This is a genomic window from Agrobacterium burrii (assembly GCF_017313405.1).
Lineage (GTDB): Bacteria > Pseudomonadota > Alphaproteobacteria > Rhizobiales > Rhizobiaceae > Agrobacterium > Agrobacterium burrii.
Genome location: NZ_JAFLNA010000024.1, coordinates 1 through 21,725, shown reverse-complemented (window position 1 = coordinate 21,725; position 21,725 = coordinate 1). Strand labels below are relative to the sequence as shown.

17 protein-coding genes, 1 tRNA gene and 2 pseudogenes are annotated in these 21,725 nt (G+C 55.1%); 11 read left to right on the top strand and 9 right to left on the bottom strand.

The window, feature by feature from the left end:
* A pseudogene (locus JZX89_RS28225) lies at nt 1–382 on the top strand (hypothetical protein); the annotation flags it as partial.
* Nucleotides 383–447: 65 nt separating this feature from the next.
* Here the strand turns inward: JZX89_RS28225 and JZX89_RS28220 are convergent.
* On the bottom strand, nt 448–1,359 hold the full coding sequence (locus JZX89_RS28220; protein ID WP_207136110.1) for an HNH endonuclease: 912 nt from the start codon (nt 1,357–1,359) through the stop codon (nt 448–450).
* Nucleotides 1,360–1,410: 51 nt separating this feature from the next.
* On the opposite strand from JZX89_RS28220, the gene JZX89_RS28215 reads away from it, so the two are divergent.
* From JZX89_RS28215 to JZX89_RS28170, 10 genes are all read left to right on the top strand, one after another.
* Nucleotides 1,411–1,668, top strand: coding sequence for a recombinase family protein (locus JZX89_RS28215; RefSeq protein WP_246746821.1), 258 nt, complete (start codon nt 1,411–1,413; stop codon nt 1,666–1,668).
* Nucleotides 1,669–1,826: 158 nt separating this feature from the next.
* On the top strand, nt 1,827–3,530 hold the full coding sequence (locus JZX89_RS28210; RefSeq protein ID WP_207136109.1) for an AAA family ATPase: 1,704 nt from the start codon (nt 1,827–1,829) through the stop codon (nt 3,528–3,530).
* Nucleotides 3,527–4,357: a hypothetical protein gene (locus tag JZX89_RS28205; RefSeq protein WP_207136108.1), complete on the top strand. Its 831-nt coding sequence runs from the start codon at nt 3,527–3,529 to the stop codon at nt 4,355–4,357. The genes JZX89_RS28210 and JZX89_RS28205 overlap by 4 nt, the downstream gene beginning before the upstream one ends.
* A 431-nt stretch (nt 4,358–4,788) precedes the next feature.
* On the top strand, nt 4,789–5,577 hold the full coding sequence (locus JZX89_RS28200) for an RNA polymerase sigma factor (protein ID WP_207136107.1): 789 nt from the start codon (nt 4,789–4,791) through the stop codon (nt 5,575–5,577).
* Nucleotides 5,574–6,230, top strand: a complete 657-nt coding sequence (locus JZX89_RS28195; protein ID WP_207136106.1) for a hypothetical protein — start codon at nt 5,574–5,576, stop codon at nt 6,228–6,230. Before JZX89_RS28200 ends, JZX89_RS28195 begins: the two co-directional genes overlap by 4 nt.
* A gap of 4 nt (nt 6,231–6,234) precedes the next feature.
* Nucleotides 6,235–9,675 carry an ATP-dependent helicase gene (locus JZX89_RS28190; RefSeq protein ID WP_207136105.1) on the top strand — a complete coding sequence of 1,147 codons (3,441 nt, stop codon included), beginning with the start codon at nt 6,235–6,237 and terminating at the stop codon, nt 9,673–9,675.
* Between the two features lie 107 nt (nt 9,676–9,782).
* Complete coding sequence (locus JZX89_RS28185) at nt 9,783–10,292, top strand: PB1 domain-containing protein (protein WP_207136104.1); 510 nt, start codon at nt 9,783–9,785, stop codon at nt 10,290–10,292.
* Entirely contained in the window at nt 10,289–10,762 is a 474-nt protein-coding gene (locus JZX89_RS28180) for a DUF7665 family protein (RefSeq protein WP_207136103.1), read from the top strand. The genes JZX89_RS28185 and JZX89_RS28180 overlap by 4 nt, the downstream gene beginning before the upstream one ends.
* Entirely contained in the window at nt 10,710–11,231 is a 522-nt protein-coding gene (locus JZX89_RS28175) for a hypothetical protein (RefSeq protein ID WP_207136102.1), read from the top strand. The genes JZX89_RS28180 and JZX89_RS28175 overlap by 53 nt, the downstream gene beginning before the upstream one ends.
* Nucleotides 11,232–11,244: 13 nt before the next feature.
* On the top strand, nt 11,245–12,615 hold the full coding sequence (locus JZX89_RS28170; RefSeq protein WP_207136101.1) for a BilD N-terminal domain-containing protein: 1,371 nt from the start codon (nt 11,245–11,247) through the stop codon (nt 12,613–12,615).
* Between the two features lie 137 nt (nt 12,616–12,752).
* Here the strand turns inward: JZX89_RS28170 and JZX89_RS28165 are convergent.
* From JZX89_RS28165 to JZX89_RS28130, 8 genes and pseudogenes are all read right to left on the bottom strand, one after another.
* Nucleotides 12,753–12,953: pseudogene (locus tag JZX89_RS28165) on the bottom strand (damage-inducible mutagenesis protein); the annotation flags it as partial.
* 194 nt (nt 12,954–13,147) lie between these two features.
* Nucleotides 13,148–14,809 carry an esterase/lipase family protein gene (locus JZX89_RS28160; protein ID WP_207136100.1) on the bottom strand — a complete coding sequence of 554 codons (1,662 nt, stop codon included), beginning with the start codon at nt 14,807–14,809 and terminating at the stop codon, nt 13,148–13,150.
* A gap of 862 nt (nt 14,810–15,671) precedes the next feature.
* Nucleotides 15,672–17,126, bottom strand: coding sequence for a S8 family peptidase (locus JZX89_RS28940; RefSeq protein WP_207136099.1), 1,455 nt, complete (start codon nt 17,124–17,126; stop codon nt 15,672–15,674).
* A gap of 15 nt (nt 17,127–17,141) precedes the next feature.
* Nucleotides 17,142–17,918, bottom strand: a complete 777-nt coding sequence (locus JZX89_RS28150; protein WP_207136098.1) for a hypothetical protein — start codon at nt 17,916–17,918, stop codon at nt 17,142–17,144.
* Between the two features lie 495 nt (nt 17,919–18,413).
* Nucleotides 18,414–19,022 carry a DCC1-like thiol-disulfide oxidoreductase family protein gene (locus tag JZX89_RS28145; protein ID WP_207136097.1) on the bottom strand — a complete coding sequence of 203 codons (609 nt, stop codon included), beginning with the start codon at nt 19,020–19,022 and terminating at the stop codon, nt 18,414–18,416.
* Nucleotides 19,019–20,998: a RiPP maturation radical SAM C-methyltransferase gene (locus JZX89_RS28140; protein ID WP_207136096.1), complete on the bottom strand. Its 1,980-nt coding sequence runs from the start codon at nt 20,996–20,998 to the stop codon at nt 19,019–19,021. Before JZX89_RS28140 ends, JZX89_RS28145 begins: the two co-directional genes overlap by 4 nt.
* Before the next feature lie 9 nt (nt 20,999–21,007).
* Nucleotides 21,008–21,244, bottom strand: coding sequence for a hypothetical protein (locus tag JZX89_RS28135; protein WP_207136095.1), 237 nt, complete (start codon nt 21,242–21,244; stop codon nt 21,008–21,010).
* Nucleotides 21,245–21,648: 404 nt separating this feature from the next.
* Nucleotides 21,649–21,725: transfer RNA gene (locus JZX89_RS28130), tRNA-Met, on the bottom strand.

Below are 21,725 nucleotides of genomic sequence, written 5' to 3'. Positions count from 1 at the left end.
AAACTTGTTCGTTGTCTTGCTCATATCGGCTCCACTCTCTCAGAAGTTGGAGCCTCTGGCAAACCCGGTGCGGTTCACTTCCACCCTCGCGCAGATGGACGTTCTCGACTTGATGGAACGCCGTTTCGTTGCCGAAGTGCATGCGGATTTCATCGAGAGGCTGGAGGCTGGTGAGATCGACACGGAGCAGAAACAAAAAAAGCTCCTCGACGCTTACGCGGAGGAGCTTTGTGTTAAGCGACTTGAATGGGCGAATTTGCAAGTTTATTTGGTTGCGGGGGCCTGCTTTCATCATTACTTGCGACCGCCTCCATCATCCGAGCCTGCATTCAGGAGCGTTGCTACAGAGGGTCTAATGGGGCTATTTCGCGCCGTAGCGTAACGACTTCCTCCAGAGTAGAGCTACCAAAACAAGTCCTGGATCACCGGCGCGACCAGTCTCTCGCCTCAGTGCTTGAAGGTATTTTCGCGATGCCAATTTAAGAATTGGGGATGAGGCCGTTCGTAAACACCGGTCGGCACGATCGCTCTTCCAGTCTTGTTGATCAGCCCTTGGATACTATCGCGATCGTTCGCGTGGCGTGAGATCAGAATCTCGAATTCATCCGACAGGCCTATGAGCCCGCGGTCAAACATCCAGTGGGCGGTTCCGGACAGAGCAATTCCGTTTGAAAGGATATCAGGCCCATTTGCCTCGACGGGCCGGATATGGGCCGCATCTACCTCCGCACGACCACCTCCGTTGATCAGCTTCAGCCCTGTTATCGCGCATCGTTTATCATAGGCTTGCAGGACAAGTCGGCGAAACAGCCGATCTCTGCTAATCCGAGACGAGAGCTGCGTAATCCGTTCCCTATCTTGCTCGAATAAGAAGGGAGCCTGGACGCTGTCCGAAAAACCGTTCGGCGGTGCCGTTTCCAGCGGCTCGCCCGATCGCGGCAACTCGAGTTGGTCTTCCGCCAATCCCATCGACAGAATCCGGTTGAAATCGGCAGACGATATTGATCGGACCGCAGCCTGTGCCCGCCCAGAAATCCGCCCCTCTTCGTTCAGCACACCTCGCTCAATGACGCCATCCTGCCCACTGAACGGAACGAGATTTACGAAATCGAGATAGCTGCCAGGTTCGATAAGCGCCAAATACATGCCCGGCGCTTTGGGATCCGGGATGACCTGCGCGACCTTGGCGACAGCGAAATATCCACGCGTTGTCGGGACCTTTCTAGGCTCATAGTAGACGATCCAATCTCCGGCACAGGCTTGAACGCGACCGAGATACTGGCCCGGGAACTGGTACTGTTCAGCCGGGCTATCGTCGTAGATCGAGTCTGTGCGGTGGATGAATACCCCGAATCCCATACGCAACCTCTACCATGGTGACCGCGATTCAAAACAGGGAGATCGGTGATTATGCATGCCCTCAAACGAGTTGTTCTCTACGCGCGATATTCAACAGATCAACAAAATCCTTCCTCGATCGATACGCAGTTCGATCTGGGAAAAGAGTTCGTCGTACGGGAAGGTCGGCATCTGGTCGACACATTCGTTGATGCTGGCGTCAGCGGTTCCTCATTCGAAGCGAGGCCCGGGCTTTACTTGCGTCAGTTCGTACGTATCTTGAGTCTCTGCCAAAATCCTCGCGCCGCCGCATCTCGGCCAAAGGCTTGAGTCAATCTATCAAGTCGACAAAACTCGGCGGTTCCAAATCGTTGCCCTTCCCCGGAGATGCTCTGAATATGGCATTGAGGAGTAAACCTTGTTGCTTAACTCCTGGTTGTTAATCCTATAAAGGTTCGGCGGGGATTGGATTCGGCGAGGGCATCATTTTGATCAAGGTATTTTTTCGCTCACGGCAAAATCATAAGAAACTCGATGAGCTAGGTCCTGATGAGTATCGCATAGAGTTGCGATCAAACACATGGGATGATTACCAATTTAAGACGACGTTCAATGTTGAATTGCATGGTCATGGATTTCAGAGAGAATTCGATCAAGTAAAAATCCTTTTTGATAAGGATAAAATATCTGCGAAGTATCTTGTAGAACTAATAGACGGCGGATGGGATGGGTATTTCCCTCTTCAAGGTGGAAATTATATTTCCAATCCAACGCAGGTTACGTTCTATGAAGAGATGATCAGTGTTGTCGGCATTGAAGATGCCGCTGAAGTTGCCCGAGTGCTCGGTGACGCCTCTTACCATATCATGCTGTTAGAAGACGAAGCGGCTCTTCACTTATCTAAAATTGACGGATTCCGCACGTCGCTACAGCGAGAGAGAAGTGAGCAGATCGCTTTTGCTCAGGGGTGGAAAGCTTTTCGAGAAATCGCAATTTCGATCGAGGATATTGAGTTCGAATTTTTAGACCGAGAAAACACGGCTCACGCCGTGACGTTACGGTATTCGGAAGAGAATAGTGTACTACCAAGAGACATAAACTTGCTGATTGGACCAAATGGAGCAGGGAAATCTGAGTTCCTTCGCCAAATGGTCGAAGATTGGCTTGAATCTCCGATTTCTTCGAAGAAGGGTTTTTCGGGGCCACCCGGGTTCACCCGGCTGATAGCTGTTTCCTATAGCCCCTTTGAGAGATTGCGGATCGACATAGCAGAGCTGGACCGAATTGACCTCGATGCCTATACTTATTTTGGTTTGCGAGGGAGGACGTCGCCTGGGCCGCCTCGTGAAAACCTTTCCCTTGAGCATGCGAAACAGGCATCTGTCTCGTCCCTTATCTCCTGTATTGCGGATGATCGACGCTTCGGGGCGATCAAGGCGTGGTCTCAGAAAATAAAAATTCTCAATTCGGTGCTTGGCCACGCAATCGATTTCGACTTCCTCGCTATGGAAGTTCCTTCAAGCATGATCGGAGGTGCTTTTCTCACCGAGGAAGCGCTCTATCCCGTTGATCCTATGGTCCGTGACGAGAAGGGAAAGAAGTTATTGGTTCGAATAGACGAGGAGACCTCACCTGTCCTTTCCACTGTTGCTTTGGAAAAGCATGTACGTCGGGCTGAGGGCGTAACCTTCTTCAAGGACGGGGTTCCAGTCTCTATGAGTTCTGGGCAAAGGCTTTTTAGCTACATCGTGATCAACATACTCGGCGCAATCCGTCGCAACAGCCTGATTATCATCGATGAACCGGAGTTATTTCTTCATCCATCCTTGGAAGTCAGCCTCATCTCTATGCTTAAAGCGATCTTGGACAATTATTCCTGCAAAGCTTTGATCGCGACCCATTCTGCTTTGATTACACGAGAAGTCCCGCGAGACTGTGTTCACGTCTTCCACTGGGCGGAGGATGGTCTGCAAATCCACCATCCACCCTTCCAGACGTTTGGAGCGGACGTCCAGCGCATCTCAAGCTACGTATTTCGAGACAACGCCACCCCAAAGCCATTCGAGCGATGGATAGCCACGAAATCGAAAGAAATGGGAGGCAAAGATCAGCTTCTTGCTGCGCTGTCGCCTCATGACCTGAATGAGGAGCTTACGATTGAGCTCATGGCGGGCGGCGAGCAGTTCGAATGAAATTCCTGCCTTGCCCGCAAGTAGACGTCCCACACTATGTCGCTCAACTCGTCGAGGAGCGACAAAATGGCTCCAATGCTTCCTTCTTTAGCGAGATTTCCGAAGAATGGGTGACGCGCTGCGAGGCCTATCACACCTGGCATGGAGACGCCGCCAATATCACGCCATGGGCTAAGGCCAACGGACGAAGTAACTCGTTCATAAACCTCTACCGTAACCCGAAAGAGGGCGTGCAAGGCGGCCATATACGTGCGCTACGTGGTCATGATTTACTTTTTTGCCCTGTCTGCGGGGAAGCAGGTACGCCTTACACCTTAGACCATTATCTTCCGAAAGAGCACTTTCCTCACTTCGCCGTTTTGCCTCAGAATCTCATACCGTGTTGCGACATTTGCCAAGGAAAGAAGAAATCCGAGTACCAAGGGCAACAAGGCAGATTGTTCGCACACCTATATTATGATGATTTTCTTATCGATCAGGCAGTAAGGCTGCAAATCGGTCAACCCTATAACTCTCCAAAGGCGTCTCTGATTTGGCATCCGGATTTGCCGGAAGAATTTCATTCGCTTGTTCAACGGCACATCGTTGGCGTAGGGCTTGAAAAGCGATTTTACCGTTTTTTCAGGACAGAGTACCGCCGCATACTCAGACAAGCTGCTAGCTGCCGCAAAAAGGCGGTAGCGGTTTCCGCGTTTCTTGAAATTAACCGTGAGACTGCCGCTGAGAAGTCGGTTTCCAGTTGGGAACACATATTGCTAGAGGGTGTGTTAGCGAATCATGCGGTCTTGGATTACCTCCAGAATGGAGATCTGCCACCATTTCTATAGGGGTATTTTCCCTTCACACCCACGACCTGAAGGCGGCTCTCGCACATCCTCGGCCACTGTCCGCAATGTGGGGTGAAGAAACACTGGGTTGGCATGCCTAATGGCGGCCGGCTTAGCTTCAGGGGGCAGGATGACCTTACTCGAATTAAGCATCCGTGCTTCCATCTCGGGGAGGGCCTGGGCAAAAGCAGGGATCGACACCGCCGATTTATTCGATAACGTCTCGGGGTCGGAAGAAGAGACCGACTAGGTCGGAGATTTGATTTGGGGGGACAAGCAGCAAGTTTTCGACGCGCTCCCAGTAGAGAAAGAGTGGACGAGAAAAAATCTTTTCAATTCGCTTTCCGGGTTATTCGCCCCACCGCGATTAATAGGCTGAGCGCTTCTGATGACCGCTCGCGAACCACTGCGGCGCTGAGCAAGGGGGTGAGATGGCTCGACCGTTGAAAACAGAATCCGATGGAGTGGTCTATGCGCGTCCGCCGAATGTAGAAACCCAGATCGACGAAGCGCTCCAGCTTTCAGTTACCGATCTGCGGCGGCGCCTGCAGAATACCGATCGGAACGATTCCAGCCATTTGCGCTCCGAATGCCTCGTTCATCTCGTTCGGGAGGGGTGCCGTTCCGGCGACCAGGCGCTGATGACCGCAGTCTTGCCTATATTGCTCGGCAGGTGCGAAGCCAACCTTCGGATCACGGTCGCGGATGGCACAATACCGGACGCCGCAAACCTTCGCCAAGAAATCCTCGACGATCTGACGGAACTGTTCGTGATGGACGGGTCGGGAGACTTTCCTGACGAACTAGACTTCTACGAATGCAAGTTCAACAAGGCATTCAGGGCGCTGCGTATCGATGCCATCAGGCGTGCCGAGCGGCGGAGTAAGCGTTCCATAGAAATTGCCGAGATGCCGGAGCTTGAAGTAAAAAGCATGCCCGATGCCTTCGAGGATGCGTTTGCCAGGGTGTCGGACGCGTTCAAGGCCTTGCCTAGCCAGGAATGGGATGCCGGTCGCGAGCCAATCCTGAAAGCAATTGAAGCGTTACCACCAGACGAGCGAGATGCCGTCGTGCTTGTCCACGCCCTCGGGTACAAGGAGGAATCCGACGATCCCGAGGAAGAGACGGCTGCAACAAGATGCAATTGTACGGGACGAACTATTCGCAACCGGCTGACACGGGCCGCAGCAAAGCTTTCCCGTTTCAAGGAGGACCTATGAGCCAGACCCTTAACGCAAGCCCGCGCGCATTGCGGGAGGCCTTCTACGCGCTATCCGCGGGCCAGGAAATCCCCGATGCCAGGCTGCTGGATGATCTAGTTCGCCAGCATCCTCAATATGGCGCAGAGCTCACCGAATTCGCCATCGCTCTTGCAGTCGACGTATTGCGCGGCGATCGCGCTGTTGAGGCAGCGGAAGCGGCAATTGACCCGACGATCGTGAGCCCCGCCGTCAGCAGGGCAATGAGCCACTTCCAGAACCGGCTTCATGCGATTACGACCGGCGGACCAAAGGCGGCGAGCGAGCCCGCAACAATCCCCGACGCGCCCAACCCGTTCAGCGGTTTATCGCGTGATGAGTTTCGTGGCCTTGCCACGCGGCTGAACGCAAATGCCGTTTTCGTCAGCAAGTTGCGCGATCGCCAGATCGATCCGGATACCATACGGCCCGGCTTCCGAACGCGGGTCGCCGACGAACTGAAAGCGCCGCTGGACGTGGTCGTTGCTCATTTCGCGGCAAGGCAGCCGATGCCGACAGGTCAGTTTTTCAAAGCAGACGGCAAACCAACCACCGGCGCGCAACAGAGTTTTGATGAGGCTGTAAAAAATTCGGGCCTGACGCCAGAGCAGCAAGCCTATTTGTTAGGACTTTGAACGCATGGACCAGTTCGAACCGATCAGGACCACGGCCGCGATACTCCACGGCGAGTTGCTTGCGGAGGGCAAGAATCCGTTCGACCTGCTCTCGTTCGTTCAAGCGGCAGTGTCGCACCGCGATCTGGAACTCGTTTGGCTGCCGCGAGGTGACCCGGCGCTGAAGGGCGCCAAAGCGCTGTTCGACGACCAAGGGGGAACAATTTGCTGCGAGGACGAAGGTGATCCGATAACGCGCGCGCTGCTCGTCGCGCACGAACTCGGACATTCCGAGCTTCATGCTGGCTCAGCGACCTGCGCCACGTCGGATATCGATCCGTCCCGAAGTACCGAGGCCGCCCCTGTCGGACTGCAACGCGTCGAAGATTACGGTGCAAAAGAGCGACGCGAGCTACAGGCAAATGTCTACGCCCGAGAACTTCTGCTGCCACGCGCATTCGCGCACAAATTACATGCCGTAGATAATTTGACGGCCGCGGCGATCGTGGATCGAACGCAGCTCCCTGTCGCGCTGGTCCGGCAACAGGTGCTCGATGCCTTGCTTCTGCCAACAGCGATCGACGAGACCGAGCAGGAAAAGGTGGAGTCCGAGCCATCGGCACGAAAACCCGATCCGTCTCAGGATCGAGCTGCCGCGCATCGCGGAAAGCCCTTCCAATTGCAGGCGGGACCGGGAACCGGCAAGACCCGAACGCTCGTCAAGCGCGTCCTGTCGCTACTGGCAGAGGGCATCGATCCGGCAGCGATCCTTATTCTGACATTCTCCAATCGGGCGGCGGGAGAACTTTCCGAGCGGTTGACCGCAGCAGCACCCGATGCTGCGCCGAAACTATGGATCGGCACGTTTCACGCATTCGGGCTCGATCTTGTGCGCCGTTATCACGACAGACTCGGGCTTGCGCCGAACCTATCCCTGTTCGATCGCAGTGATGCAATCGAGGTACTCGAAGATATTCTGCCGACGCTTCCCCTCGTCCACTACCGGAACCTCTGGGACCCGGCGATGGTACTGCGCGACATCGTCGGAGCGATTTCCCGCGCCAAGGATGAAATCGTCGGGCCACAGCGCTATCGCGAACTTGCGAAGGCTATGGAGGCAGCCGCTGGTGGCGACGAGGATGCCCGGATTGCTGCCGCGAAATGCCTCGAAATTGCGGATGTCTACGATCTCTATGAAGCGGCCTTGCGCAGACACGGCGGCGTGGATTTCGGCGACCTGATCATGCGCCCGACACAGCTCCTTGAAGAGGATGAGGTCGTTCGCATCGGTGTCCAGCTTCGTCATCGTCACGTTCTCGTCGATGAATATCAGGATGTGAACCGCGCAAGCGCGCGTCTCTTGAAGATGGTTGCTGGAGACGGTGAGCGACTTTGGGCGGTTGGTGATGCGCGGCAATCCATCTACCGGTTTCGTGGCGCGTCGTCGGAAAACATGGTCCGGTTCGCCACAGACTACCCCGGTGCGATCATCGATCAGCTCGGCATCAACTACCGCTCGACCGAACAGATCGTTCGCAGTTTCGTCACCGTTGCACCCCGCATGGGCGCCTCAAGGGGCATGCTGCCCCTCGCATTGGAGGCTAACCGGGGTCAAGGCCCAGGCCGAACCGAACTGTGGCGCTTCGAGACACTGGATGACGAAGCGGAAGGAGTTGCGGCCAGCATTCGTCAGCTTGAAAAAGACGGCGTGAGGCTTCGCGATCAAGCTGTTCTGTGCCGGACCAACGGCCGCTTGAACGAGATCGCCACGGCGCTTGAGGCGCGGGGCATTCCCGTCCTTCATCTCGGAAGTTTGTTTGAGCGGGAGGAGGTTCGTGATCTGCTTGCGCTGCTGAGCCTGGCCGTTGACCCGTTCGGCGACGCCCTCGTTCGCGTCGGCGCCATGCCGCGGTATGGTCTGAGCCTCCAGGATTCTCACTGTCTCAGCCGGCATCTACGATCGCTTGGCAAGCCTGCACTCGCGGGCCTCGCGGAGGCGATTAACGCACCAGGGCTATCGGCTTCAGGGCGCGCAGGCATCGCGCAACTGGCCACCGATTTGGCGCCACCGCGTTCGAACATGAGCGCGTGGGAGTTTCTGACCGTCTATCTTCTTGATCGTACCGACCTGGCGAGGCAGCTGGGCGAGGCCCCCACTGTAACCGAACGAATGCGCGCTGTAGCGGTATGGCAATTCCTCAACTTTGTGCGGGAGCAAAGCCCCGTGGGGGCCGGTCTTCCTATCCAGCGAACGCTCGACCGCGTCCGCCAGCTTGTGCTTCTGGCCGAAGAACGGGACTTGCGACAGGTTCCTGCCGCAGCAATGCATCTGGACGCCGTTCGTCTGATGACCGTTCACGGCAGCAAGGGTCTCGAATTCGAAGGAGTGCATGTGCCGGGGCTGACGGTTGCGAGTTTCCCGAGTTCGAACCGCGGCCAACGTTGCCCGCCGCCCAACGGCATGATCGATAGCGTCGAGAATGTGTTGCCCGCTGACGAGGCCAAGCGCGCCCATGAGGACGAAGAGCAATGTCTCTTTTTCGTGGCGTTGTCGCGCGCCCGAACACATCTCCGTCTCTATCATGCGCGAAAGCAACGAAATGGAAACGGCCGATCGCCGTCGCCATTTCTGGACTGGCTTCCTGCGATGCTAATAGAGAACGTGGCAAATCCGCCCATCCTTGCGCTTCCCCTGGGTGCGCCAAAGCCCCAGCCAATCGCAATCTCCTGGCCATCGAACTGGGTACTGACTGACAGCCGTCTTGGCTCGTACGAAAAGTGTCCGCGGCGGTTCTTTTACACGCATGTTCTGGGCTTGGGGGGTGCTCGCAAACCCACGGCGTTTTCCCGCACGCACGATTGTCTTTATGAACTGCTGCGCTGGCTTGCCGAGGCCCGGCGTACCGGCGAGCCAAGTCTTGCCGAAGCGGAATCGGCATTCGAGGCGATCTGGAAGGAACGAGGACCGGTCGATCACGCCTTCGCCGACGACTACCGGAGACTTGCATCTAGATTGATCGGTGCCCTGCTGAAAGCAGGCGCTGGCCACCGCTTCGGCGATGCGCAACCGCTCGCCATCGACTTTCCCAATGGCGGTCGTGTGCTGGTCGAGCCGGACGAGGTGGCAGAATTGCCCGATGGCACAATCGTCATCCGTCGTGTTCGCACCGGATACCGACGCAGTGACGAATATGACCGGCTCGAATACACCCTCTACCTTCTTGCTGCCCGCAGCCAATTCGGCGGCCGAGCGGTCGTTCACGCGTTGCATCTGACCGATGAAACGCAAGAACCGGTCGAGCTCAGCACGACGAAGATCGGCAACCGGCAAAAGAAGAGCGAGACGATGCTGGCTAGCATCGCCGCGGGGACCTTTCCGACGGAAACCGATGCGATCACCTGCCCCCGATGCCCCCATTTCTTCATTTGCGCGGCAACGCCATCAGGTTCGCTGGCGCTCGATTAAAAAAACTTCGTTCTGCCTTTCCGGGTTCTTCCTCTGCTGGCGATCAAAGAGGTAAGGGACGAAGCTAGGCAATAGGGCCTTGCACTTCGATCCCCGGAGTGCAGATAATGAAGTCCATCGACGTATTCTACCAGGGCGAAGGCATCGGCGAGATCGCGCATATCGAGATCGAACCTGATACGCCGTTCTCCTCCCTCAAGACCATCCTCATCGAGAAGCACGGGGCAACCCGCAGCGCATTGCTGTTCCTCGAAGATGAGGATGAGCCGCTCGACGAATCCATTCTCGTCAAGGACCGCGCCAGCCCCAAGGGGCTGAAGGTCCACGTCCACCATTGCCGTCATGTCGAAGTGACCGTCACGTTCAACGGTGAGTCGGTCGAGCGCCGCTTTTCGCCGAGCGCCACGGTCGCACGAGTCAAGCGCTGGGCGGCGAAGAAGAAGTTCGGCATGTCCGAGGACGAAGCCGGCGAACACGTGCTGCAGATCGCAGGCACGCATGATCGTCCGGCACCCGGAACCCATATCGGAGCGCTGACCAATGGCAAGGTCTGCAATCTCGCTTTCGACCTCGTTCCCGACGAACGTGTTAACGGTGCGGCGGAGGGCTTCGCATGATCGGCCCCGATCAGCGAGCCTTCGAGGCGGACGTGGTGAAAGCCACGTTCCGGCTCGGCCAGGCAGAGAGCCGCTGGCGGCTCATTACGATAACCTGGCCGTTCGCCTTCATCGGTGTGAACTCCAAGGACGATCGGGAATATGTATTCCGGCTGAACTGCACCGGTTATCCGCAGAGCCCGCCCACGGGCGGTCCCTGGGATATGGGAACCAACCAGATCCTTGCATTCGATCTCTGGCCGCGCGGCCAGGGTGGCCGTGTGTCCGCAGTCTTCCGCACGGACTGGAAGTGCGGCACTGCCCTTTACCTGCCTTGTGACCGCGAAAGCTTCGTCGGTCATGACAGTTGGCGTTCCGAAATGCCCTCGAAAATCTGGCGCCCCGCCGATGGGATCGTCCAATACCTGGAGCTTGTCCATGAACTACTTCACTCTCGCGACTATGCGCCGCCTCTTTGCCCCGCAGCATGAGCTGTCCTGTTCCTGGTTCCTGTGGCGTCGCCTGAAGGCCAGGTTGCGCGAGCGCGGGCGCGATTGCAGCCGTGAGAGCGGAGCATTTCTGCTTGGACATCGCGAGGGTGGCGCAGCACGCATCGTCGATTTCGTCCTCTACGACGATCTCGATCCGCATTCGCTCGACACCGGCATCGTCCGTTTCAATGGGCGGTATTTCAGTGACCTGTGGGCGATTTGCAAGGCGCGTGGCCTCACGGTCGTGGCCGATGTCCATGTCCATCCGCTGGGTTCCGGGCAGAGCAATTCCGATCGCGATCATCCCATGATCTCGCGTGCCGGCCATCTCGCCTTGATCCTCCCCGACTTTGCGATTGGCGCCCAGCCGCGATCCGGTATCGGCATCTATCGCTATCTCGGAAGCAAGCAATGGAAGGTGGTGCCAACTTCGGAGCGCCGCAGTTTTTTCCACATCGGGTTATTTTAACAAGGAACGCATCATGACCGCACAGATTTCGGCAGACTCCCTTCACCGACTGGTTAAACACGCAATCGACAGTGGTGCAGCCGCCAGCGTCGAGGAAGCGAAGGCCCTGTTTCAAGGTTACCGGCTGGCCGTTGAGATCGATCCCGCCACAGCCGCCGACCCGGTACAGCAGGCCACGCTGCTGACGACCATCGCTCTTGGTCAGCGGGTATTCCTGGGCGGGGTTTCGGTCAGCGGTCCACTGGAAACGCCATTGTCGCTGGCAATGCCCCTCGGGCGGACCTTGGCCGATGCTGTTGTGGCACTGGGCGGCACACTTGGCACCATGCCGGACGACACACCGACGATCGTAATCGGTGGACCTGCACGTGAGCGGCGCAAAGGCTTTTGCATCCGAACGGCGAAGGCCGGCTGGCGCGGCGGTATATTGCCCATCCACTCCGAGCTTCGTCCGACCGGCGGCAGCGCTATGCCGTTAGCCGGAATGCTTGCAGCAGGCCTCGCCGTGAATGAAGCATTCCGCTACGTCAGTGGCGGCTCGTCCGCGGTCGGACGACGTCCGGTCGGGCTTTCGCTATGGCACCCGGGCTCGGACGTAGACTGGCTACAATCGGACGAAAGCGAACCAGCATTGACCTACTTGCCGTCGCGTCTGTGGCTGATAGGCCTTGGCCATCTGGGCCAAGCCTATCTGTGGGGTCTTAGCCTCCTGCCCTACCAGGACCCTTCAGCGGTAAAACTTGTCCTTCAGGATGTCGACGTGATTACCGAGTCGACGACAAGCACGTCCATTCTTACGGACGCCACCATGGTCGGTCAGAAGAAGACGCGAGTGATGGCGGCATGGGCGGAGCGACGGGGCTTCACGACCTCTCTGCAGGAACGTTTGTTTGCGGCGGATTTCAAGCGTCAGCAGGATGAACCGGCGATGGCGCTTTGTGGTTTAGACAATGCCGCCGGACGGCGAGCTTTGGACCAAGTCGGGTTCGATCTGATTGTTGAAGCTGGCCTCGGCCGTGGTTATCGGGATTTCCGCACCATGCGGCTCCACTTGTTACCCGGTCGTCGCCCCGCCGCCGAGATCTGGAAGCAGAACGGCAAGACCGAAAAGATCGAGGATAGACCCGCCTATACCAAACTTCTGGCGGATGGCGTCCTCGATCGCTGCGGAATGACGCTACTCTCGGGAAAAGCTATCGGTGCGCCCTTTGTAGGAAGTGTGGCTGCTACACTGGCATTGTCAGAGGTGCTGCGGGTCCTCCATGGCGGGCCGATGCATCAATTGATCGATGTGGATCTACTCAGTCTCGATCAGCGTGTTGCTGCACGGCATGCCGGCAATTTTGCGGGGCTGAACCCTGGCTTTACTCTCGCAGCTCGCTGAGGAGAAATACGCTTGCAGACCTGTCTCTGTCCAAGCGACTTTCCAAGCGGCGGCTCTATCGATGTTGCAGTCGGAACGACCAACGGCGCTTCCGGTCCGGCTTCGATCACGTTAGCGGCGGATGCCGTCATGTCTTCAGCCGCCCCATCGATCGTGCCAGAGCCGCCACCCGCGATCTCATGGAGCGCGCCATAGGCAATCCCACCGCCTGGCAAGCGTTCGTCGATTTCGGCAACCCCGAAGGGCAGAACGCTGGCTTTTCGAACTTGCCCTCGCTCAAGATGGGCGATCCGATCACGAAGCTCTTCGAGAACGCGGGGATTTTGGGCATACGACATCGTTCACGGCCCTCCTCAGGTTCCCGTTGAATGGAGGACTTCATGTCCGAGAGCTCATGTGTTCTCGTTCCGATCCTTCGCGCGGTCAGTGTCAAGTTGGCTTACTTTAGGAAAATTATCTCAGCATTTTTAGAGGCATTCAAGATTCTTGCTGTGATTCAATGAGCTTAACTGCATTCCGGCGGCAGGAAAGGTCACTCGGCGTCTGGCGACGGAAAATCGAAGCGAAAAAACACATAGCCATTTTTGGTGACGAGCCGCTCGGGGTCTCTAATCCGGTAAGATCGACCTGAGGCGCTGATCGAAGCAAAAGCATTCGTGATTGACTTGCGCGCTGTCTCCAGAACAGGGGATGGGTGATTGACGTCATCGAGCATCACGTTTGATGGCGTCAGGAAACATGTGCTAGCTTCAAGATCCGAGACATACGTGATTTCGGCGTTCTTTCGAATCGTGTCAGGGCTAATCGAGCTACCGATCCAGATCGTCACGAGCTTGCTGTCTGCGTTGTAAACGTAGCTGTAGCGGTCATCCTCGTCCCTCTTTTCCGTCGAAAATGCGTAGTCGCCCTTCAAACCAAAGGGGCCAAGGATTATGCGGTCCGAAGAGCCAAGGAGCTGCGCCTGAGCCTTGTCCGCTTTCGCCTTTGTACTGAAGCAAGAAACGTCCGCATCGGTAAGCGCGATCAAGTAGGTCAGCATATCGTTGCGTCTGTCGCTTGGGTAGAGCGGCGAATTCGATTTGATCTCGATTGCCTCAGGTTTGCCACCGGCACTCATCTGACTGACGAAGACGTTGATGGGTTCACCGGCTGAAGAATCTTTTTCGATCTTCGCAAACAGATCCCCAAGTCTTGCTAGTAGCTCTGCGCCCCCGGGAAAATTAGGAGGTAAGTCCCAAGCAGCATGGAACGTGAGATTGGCGATTAGCTCAGGTGGTGGTGCTGGTGGCCTAGGCCATAAAAACCAACAAATTCCGCCAACCAGGAGGAGGAGTGCCACTAGCCGGACCAGGATCGGGATAGCCCTATTGGGCCACTGAGGCATGGTGTATTCGGCCCGCGGCGCGAGATGTGCGGAGCTCCCATTTGCATCAATGCCGAGCGCATCGCGAATGAACTCGAGCGTACTGACATAAAGCTGATCCCTGCGGGTGAGCAGTTTGCAGATCTGCATATGGTCTCGTTCGATGGGAATGGCTGGGCGGCCAGATAGTCCTCCATCGGCACTCATAGGGTCCACCACACCAACAGGTCCAAGCGGGGTGGTCTCAAAGAAGGTAAGTGTTCTGGGACGATTGCTCCAGCTTCTGAACCAGTTGTTAAGGTCTCGAAGACTTGGATTGTTCTTAACTAGATCGAGGGTGGCCTCCGAGGGCCAAACCACAGTGCGAATGACGTCCGCCCAACTAGCGATGGCTGATCCAGCATGCGGGGTGGCAATGAACACAATGCCCTTGGTAGCATTGAGCAGAGGCGCAGCCTGTGGGGAGGTTGCAGATTGGTCTGTGGCAAAGCGCAGAACCTGCTTTATGAGCAGGCCGCCCAGGCTATGCCCGATGAAAATGACCGGGTTTCCATCCCGCAATTCTGGCGTGGTGATTAGGCGCTCAAATGCGCTGTTCGCGCGGTCGGTGAGATGAAGTGATGACCCGGTCCAACTAGTGTGGGGAGCATCATAGCCGAGCGTCCACACCAAAGCACCCGCAAGATCTTGGCCAACCCATTCCGGCCAGAATCCATCGCCGCCGCCAGCATCCCAAGTTTCCAAGGGATGCCCACCGAGACCGTGGACAAATATGATATGCGCGGTTGATGGGCCATCGGGCCAGGCAACTTTGAACAATTCTGTGGCCACGAATCCGATCCTGCTCCATCATGCCTGCCACACATCGTGGCTGCCCCCACTAACTTTCGCAAGCATTGGATTGTTAGCGAGGAGGGCAATCGTTGAGAAACGCGGTTCCCCTACATCATGACCTCCGCCGCTGAAGATCAAAGCTAGACGGGACGGGCGTTTGGAGCGCAAGCGTCGAAGTCAACCAGCAGGTCGTAGCATTCCAGACAGGTGATGTAGATGCCGCAGCTATCCGGCTCGAACTCGCCGGGAGCGCGCAACTCAAGGTAGCCGTCGCAACAGATGCTTTGATAGCGCGAGAGAGCTTTCTCGGCTCAAGAATTTCGACCTGGATATTGCGCTCATCGAGACATGCCAGTGCTGTCGTATGACGATCCGTTATTAATCGACCCGGCCCGAAGACAGCATCCTTCGGGAGCGGATGCGCGCGCTATAGCGCGTGAGCGCCGTCGCTCGGCCTACGGCCACGCTTCCCTCGCACGAGGATCCGCTTTGGACCTGTTGATTTGGAATTTGTGTTTTATGTCGGGGATTTAGCCCGTTCGATCGTAGCTGTTTAGCGTACTGGATCGTAGTTTTGGGCTAATGCCGGATATTGTAGCGTAAGATTTGGTTGCGGGGGCCTACTTTTATCTTTACTTGCGATCGTCGCAACCGCCCTACGTTCTCCTAAAGTCTCTTTCAGCCGGCGACGGTAAAGGTCTATTCCGTACGGCCGCGTAAGCAAAGCGGGCTTCTTTCTCAGTGCCCAGGAAAATGTGGCGTCGATTAGATTCTGTCAGATCCAGATTGAACCATAGCCTCCTCCACTCATCTGTCATCCGTTGCGACCAGCGGTGAATGCACGCGTTAAGTTATCTGATCAGGAGATATCAACTATTGCGTCCCCCACCACCCCCAGACGTGGTTTTAAGGTAAGTATACCAAGTCCTAGTTTGGCCAGATATCCCACATTCGCATCCGGAATGGGAACCAGAAAATTTGTCTTAGCGAGCGCCAAGATTTGATCATGATCAAGTTCTGGATGACGCGACCATATTGACGCTAAAAGGCCTGAAACGTGCGGAGCAGCGAATGATGTTCCGATTCCGAAAACGTGTTTATTGTTGAGACTTGCTATTAGGATGTCATTGGCATCCATGGGAGTACCCGTGCCTCCTGGCGCCGAGAACGTAACGGTCGTGCCAAAATTTGACATCGTCATGCGCTCCCCAGTTATGCCTAAAGCTGCCACCCTGACGACCCCGGGATATTCCGAGGGAAAATGCGGAAGGTCGTTATTCTCGTTTCCGGCTGAGCAAACGCAAATCGCACTCTTGGTCAAGCGTGCAAATGCAAGAGATACGGCTGTAAGATCCGCGGCAGAGCGCAGCTTCCAACTGCAATTGACGATGAGCCTTGGAACCTCGGTGCGAACGTTGTTCGCCCCTTCGATGATTTTCGATTCAGCAATGCTCGCCGCAAAATTTACCGCCCTAGCTCGTCCGGCGTAGCTTGACATTGTATAAGTGCTGATTGCGAGCGGTAGAAGTTTTGCGCTAGGCGCTATTCCCATGCGCCTGCCGTCACCAATGATCTTTTGGCCCGCAATCACGCTCATAACGCCGACACCATGATCAACGATAGGCAAATCGTCTGCGAAGAGAAATTCAGTTTGTCCGAAAAGAAGTGCGTTTTTTATGGTCGGGTGCTCTAAGTCGGGCCGTCCGTCAATGACTGCGACGACAACACCGTCTCCATCGCTTTCCTCCCCATTGTCGGTCACTCCGACCATTTCATGGTTCCATAGAGCTGGAGGGAATTCCACCTCTGGAGTAGCGTCCTCTTCGTCGGTCTGGATCTTAAAAGTATCGTCACCATCCCGGACATCGGGATCGGCAAAAAGTACGCTTTGTTCCAATCGCAAGAGCTCGAACAACGCTTCAAGTCCAACATGATTGAACGAGTATAGACCAAAATTTCCAATGTCGTCGAACCACACCTCGCTCAAATGATGACGAGCGATGACGTTTGATCTTTCGGCACCGTCAGCACGAAAACCTATGACAACCCGATTTTCGCTGGCGGTAAGGGATACGCCGCTGCTGCTTCGTAATCTGAGCAATGGTTCTAAGTGAATTGACGAAGGTAGGCTGAAATCAAGGGGCCTGCTTATCTTGTCTGAAAGCGCTTTAGTTGCATAAGAGAATGATTCATTTTTGCCGGTGATTGCAGTCACAATAGCCTGAGGGTGCAATAGATGCCAGAGCGTTACCTCTTCTTCAACATCGTATTCCTGCTCCGCCAATCCGCGGCTTGTTTTGTCGACAGCTCGCACCACGTCCTCCATTGGTCAATACAGCGATAACGAAGTCCAGTAAGTGGCCGGATACATCACTCCGACCGAAAGCAAGAACAGCGGCAACCGCATGAAAATTGCCACCGATAAATGAAATACAAGTCCGACGACCATCCACGCCAGAACGTATTTTCCCGCGAGAAAGATCGCCAGTGGAAAGGTGAGTTCCCATAGAATCAGACCAACCGAAAGAAATCGGGCAGCATTGGGGACGGCGCAAAGCAGGCTGAGCAATACTTGGTGGCCGTAGAGGTTGGTTGATAACGCGCGGATCAAACCTTCGCCACTCCACCAACTCGGCTCTACTGCTTTCACCAGGGCACTGCCAAAATAAAAGCCGACCGTCAACGCCGCAACAAGAAGGAGAAATATCCTTTTCGCTTGCTCCGGTTCAACCAAGCTCCATATTGAGGAGACGAAGAAGAACACGCCAGCGTACAGCCGGATATGGTCGGCCCCCTCTTGCCCAAATCGCATCCCATTAAACATTAGGAGATTTCCTACGAGCAGGGCTGTCGCTGCGCTAATCGTTAAGACCTGTTCTGAGGCAAAAAATGAAAGAGCCGAGCCAAAAGCTATGAAAATTGGCGCAGCCCTCATTTGCTTGTCAGGGAGATGAGAAGGCGCGCGTGCTTCTGGTCCGTGGCCGCCAGCAAGCAATATTCGGACAAACCGGATGCGCCGTAAACTGATAACCTCCAAAGCCGAATAGAGACAAAGAACGAGGAAAAACACGATCGATAGGGAATAAGTTTCGTGGGTTTCAATCAAAGAATTCACCCTGCGCGCTAATAGTGAATCGCAGCATTTCCTGGGCTTGCGGGGCCTCCCCGGGGACTCCACTCGAAACAAGGAAATATATGACCTGGACCCTATCGAACTGACTGATCGACGGGTCTTCCAGAACCAGTGGCACAAGGAATTGGCAAGCAGTGCGTGGTGGACGCCGCCCAGAACTCAGAATTTGAAACAATCGTCGGTAATGGTCAGTTAAGGCCTTGCCGACTCGGCGCTCGGGTGACCACAATGGGCTGAACCAGCGATGGCGAGATGCGCCGTATGCATGCCATACCGATGGCGCGTGGTCGATAGGCAGTCCTCGATAGGCGAGCACTATGTCCCAAGCTAGCGGACGAGGGCCGAAAAATCGGAAGGTGGGAATGTAGCGCTGAAAATATCTCATTCGCGCACCAAACCAGTAAAACTGGCTTGCGACAAAAATCAAGCAGGCAAAAATGAAAATGAACCGCTCGCTCGTCAAATGGGTCAGACCTTTGGAGGCTTATAGTTGCAGAACCCGAGGCCAATCTCCCAAGGTAAGCCAAACAACTTTGGACTGCAATCTTCGGATGAAACACCTTCAAGCTCAGCGACCAACGCCTTGGCAGAAGCGTCACTTCTCCAGATCACGTTCGATCGCAAGGTTCGAAAGGCCAAACCTTTATGATCCTCAGCTGTTTCGGCGAGAAGATCGACTGCGGATCCCACCTGCCCCTCTAGACGAAGATCGAGCTGAGCAATCGTGCATAAACTTAGACGGTTCAACCGCATTCGGTACTTCGCCACGAGTTCATAGATTAAGTCGCCTTGCATCCATGCAGAGACACTCGTTAGAAACGCCGCAAAGAAACGTCTGTCTGTCCAAAGCAACTTGGCAATTGCCTTGAGACCGTAGAGCGCGCGCCCTTCCGCAAAAACGACAATTGATTGCCCAGGCTCTTTTCCAACCAATCCAGAAGCTTCCTTGCCCAGCTCACCCCATATGGAGTGCGCTTTCATCACGTGCATTGCTTGCTGGCCGATGACCGGCCTTACAAACCGCAAACACAAGTCACACCTGTCGTCAAAAAATACATGAATCACAGGGTATTTCATGCCAACTCCTTAACGCTAAGGATTTTGGCGCCGAGCAAAAATTCATCCTGTTGCTGCATGAGCTTCGTCATCGCCGCCTTCGTCTGAGTAACAAATAAGGGAAGTTGCAGGGCTCGTGGGATTGTCGCAAAGTCTTCTGCTAGACGTTGCAACGGCAAGCTTAGGAGCCTGCCATCAATGTTTATCACAAGGCCCTGCGTGGTCAGGTCTGTGATGATTGTCTCCAACTGCTGCCTGCTCATTCCGCATTCAAGGCGAAATGTATCCATCGCGGATTGGGTGATCCCATGTCGGCACTTTTTGAACACGCTCGCTGATGGCCCCTCAAGCCGGATCTCATTTCCGTCAGTAAATCTATTGTCATAGATCTCTACGTGGTCGGCATGCTCCAAAGCCACGCAGACAGTCGATCCACATAACTTAAGCCATTCCAACACCTGCGATCTAACCGGTTTGATGTAGTCATCCGGATCGCCGACGTAGTCTCCAGCAAACCTAAAAAACATAGCCAGATTTGCTATTTGCTCAGAGCCGATCGGATATATGCATTTATAAGCGGGAGCAGGCACCAAATCGTTCACGCCTAGAGTGCTTGCGGAGAAGAACAGAGGACTAAATCGATCAATTCTAACTCGCGATGGCGGCCCGACAGGAGGCTGAAGGTGGCCGATGAGAGAAACGAGCTCGCTTTGCCGTTGATATTCCTTTGGATCCTCCATCGGAAAACCATAAAGGAAATTCCAGTTCACACTGATTCCAAGTTCCGCCGCATACCTGAGCAAACGTACGTTCTGAAAAGCCGTCGTCCCTTTTCGCATCAGCTTCAAGATTGGCGTGGACAGGCTTTCGATCCCCGGCTGTACCGCGAGTACACGCGCGTTCCTAAGGGCCTTGCACTGATCGTAGGTTAAATTGCTTTTTATCTCATAAAACAGCTGTGGTGTTGGCTGCTCCGCAGCAAGAAAAGGAAGCAGATCCTCAAAAAACTCATGCGGCATAATGTTATCAACGCAAAATAGGCGCTTTGCGCCTTTATCCCGTAACGACAGAATTTCTAAAAGCACCTGCGTCCCGGACTTGCTCCGCGATTTTAAACCGGCTCCATTCAAGCCACAGAATGTGCAGTGCGATTTTTGCCCAAACCAACAGCCTCGGCTGCTCTCGATGGGATAAGCCACCTCTCTGCCACCGTCATCAATCAACGTCGGCCTAACGGCGTCCCAATCGCTGTAATCAATAGCCGCTTGTTTTGCGAGATCTGCTTCCTCGGCTCGTCCTTGATTGGCAACTAACATGCCAGAGCTGGTGCGCCAAACGAGCCCCGCAATATGCGAAAAGTCCGAACCACCAGCGCGCAGCCCAGAGACGAGAAGGGGAAACAAGACCTCTCCTTCGCCTTGGCAGATGAAGTCGATTTCAGGAAAAGCCTCGCCGATGCTTGCTGCCAACGCCCCGTCGCACAATCCGCCACCAAAAACAATCTTTATGCGCGGCCAGTTTCGACGAAGGTTTCGAGCGATCGCAATAGACGGCAAAAGATTAAACGTGTTGCTGAAGCCAGCTAGCTCCACGCCCGACCACCGGTCGCTCGCCGTAAAATCCGACACCCACTGATCGGCTGCGTCTGCCAACAGCGGCAGGTTTCTGAGAAGACTTGAGCGATGCTGCTGCCCTAACGTGTCAACGTCAAAGAGCGCAGAATCTAGAAGACTTTCCCAGTCAACCGGACGTCCAAACGTGCATCGAGAGAATATTGCATCCCCTAGCAAAAGAGACGTGGGATAGCGCTCCGCAACAAGGCGATAGTTTGCAGGTCCAATCACATTGGCAAAATGTAAATTTGTGTAAACGACATCGGAAGGATGTCCCTGCTGTTGCAGAGAACCCCGTAACAAGGAGAGCGCGATGTGCGGCCTGTCGATGGAGTCGAAAGGAGCGCTAAACAGCGTAATCTTTCCAGCAGATGACTGACGCAACAACGCGCTTCACACTTGGTCTTTTATCCAGAGCGATCCAACGGATAACTCCGCGTCGCTGAATTTGTTGATAAATGCTGCTGTCTTCACAAGGCAGTCTACGCTCAAATCGCCGAAAGCATTTCGTTCCGCATCAGATAGGTTGAAGTTGGCCAGATAAGCATTCGGATCGGATTTGAACGCTTTCTGCGAAGACGGTTTTCCGACCAAATCTTCGAGAACCAATTGAACGTCACGCTCTCCCATAACAGTCCCCTTAAGTTGTAGAAACTGCATAATGCGCCAATTAAATCAGAATGGAAGTACCTCCAGCGTAAATGATTTGTTTGGCCCCTAATGTATAGTCAAAATGTCTTCGTTGTTGTACCGGGCAATCTCCGACATAACAGCATCCTGCTCAAAGTAGGCGGCGACGAGATCAGCATTGGGTGTTGGCACCTCCAGTATTTTAGAGGAACGGCGTTTGCCTACCACCTAGTCGCTCATCCACCGGACAAGCCACATCATCAGCGCTTGCGGCCAGCCCCGCTTTGCACCTGTCGATTCTGTAATTATGCGTTATATGTCGGGGATTTAGCGCCGACGATCATCGTACTTTAGCGCACTGGATCGTAGTATTCGCCTACTGTGGGATAGTGTAGCGTAGTAAATGGTTGCGGGGGCAGGATTTGAACCTGCGGCCTTCAGGTTATGAGCCTGACGAGCTACCGGGCTGCTCCACCCCGCG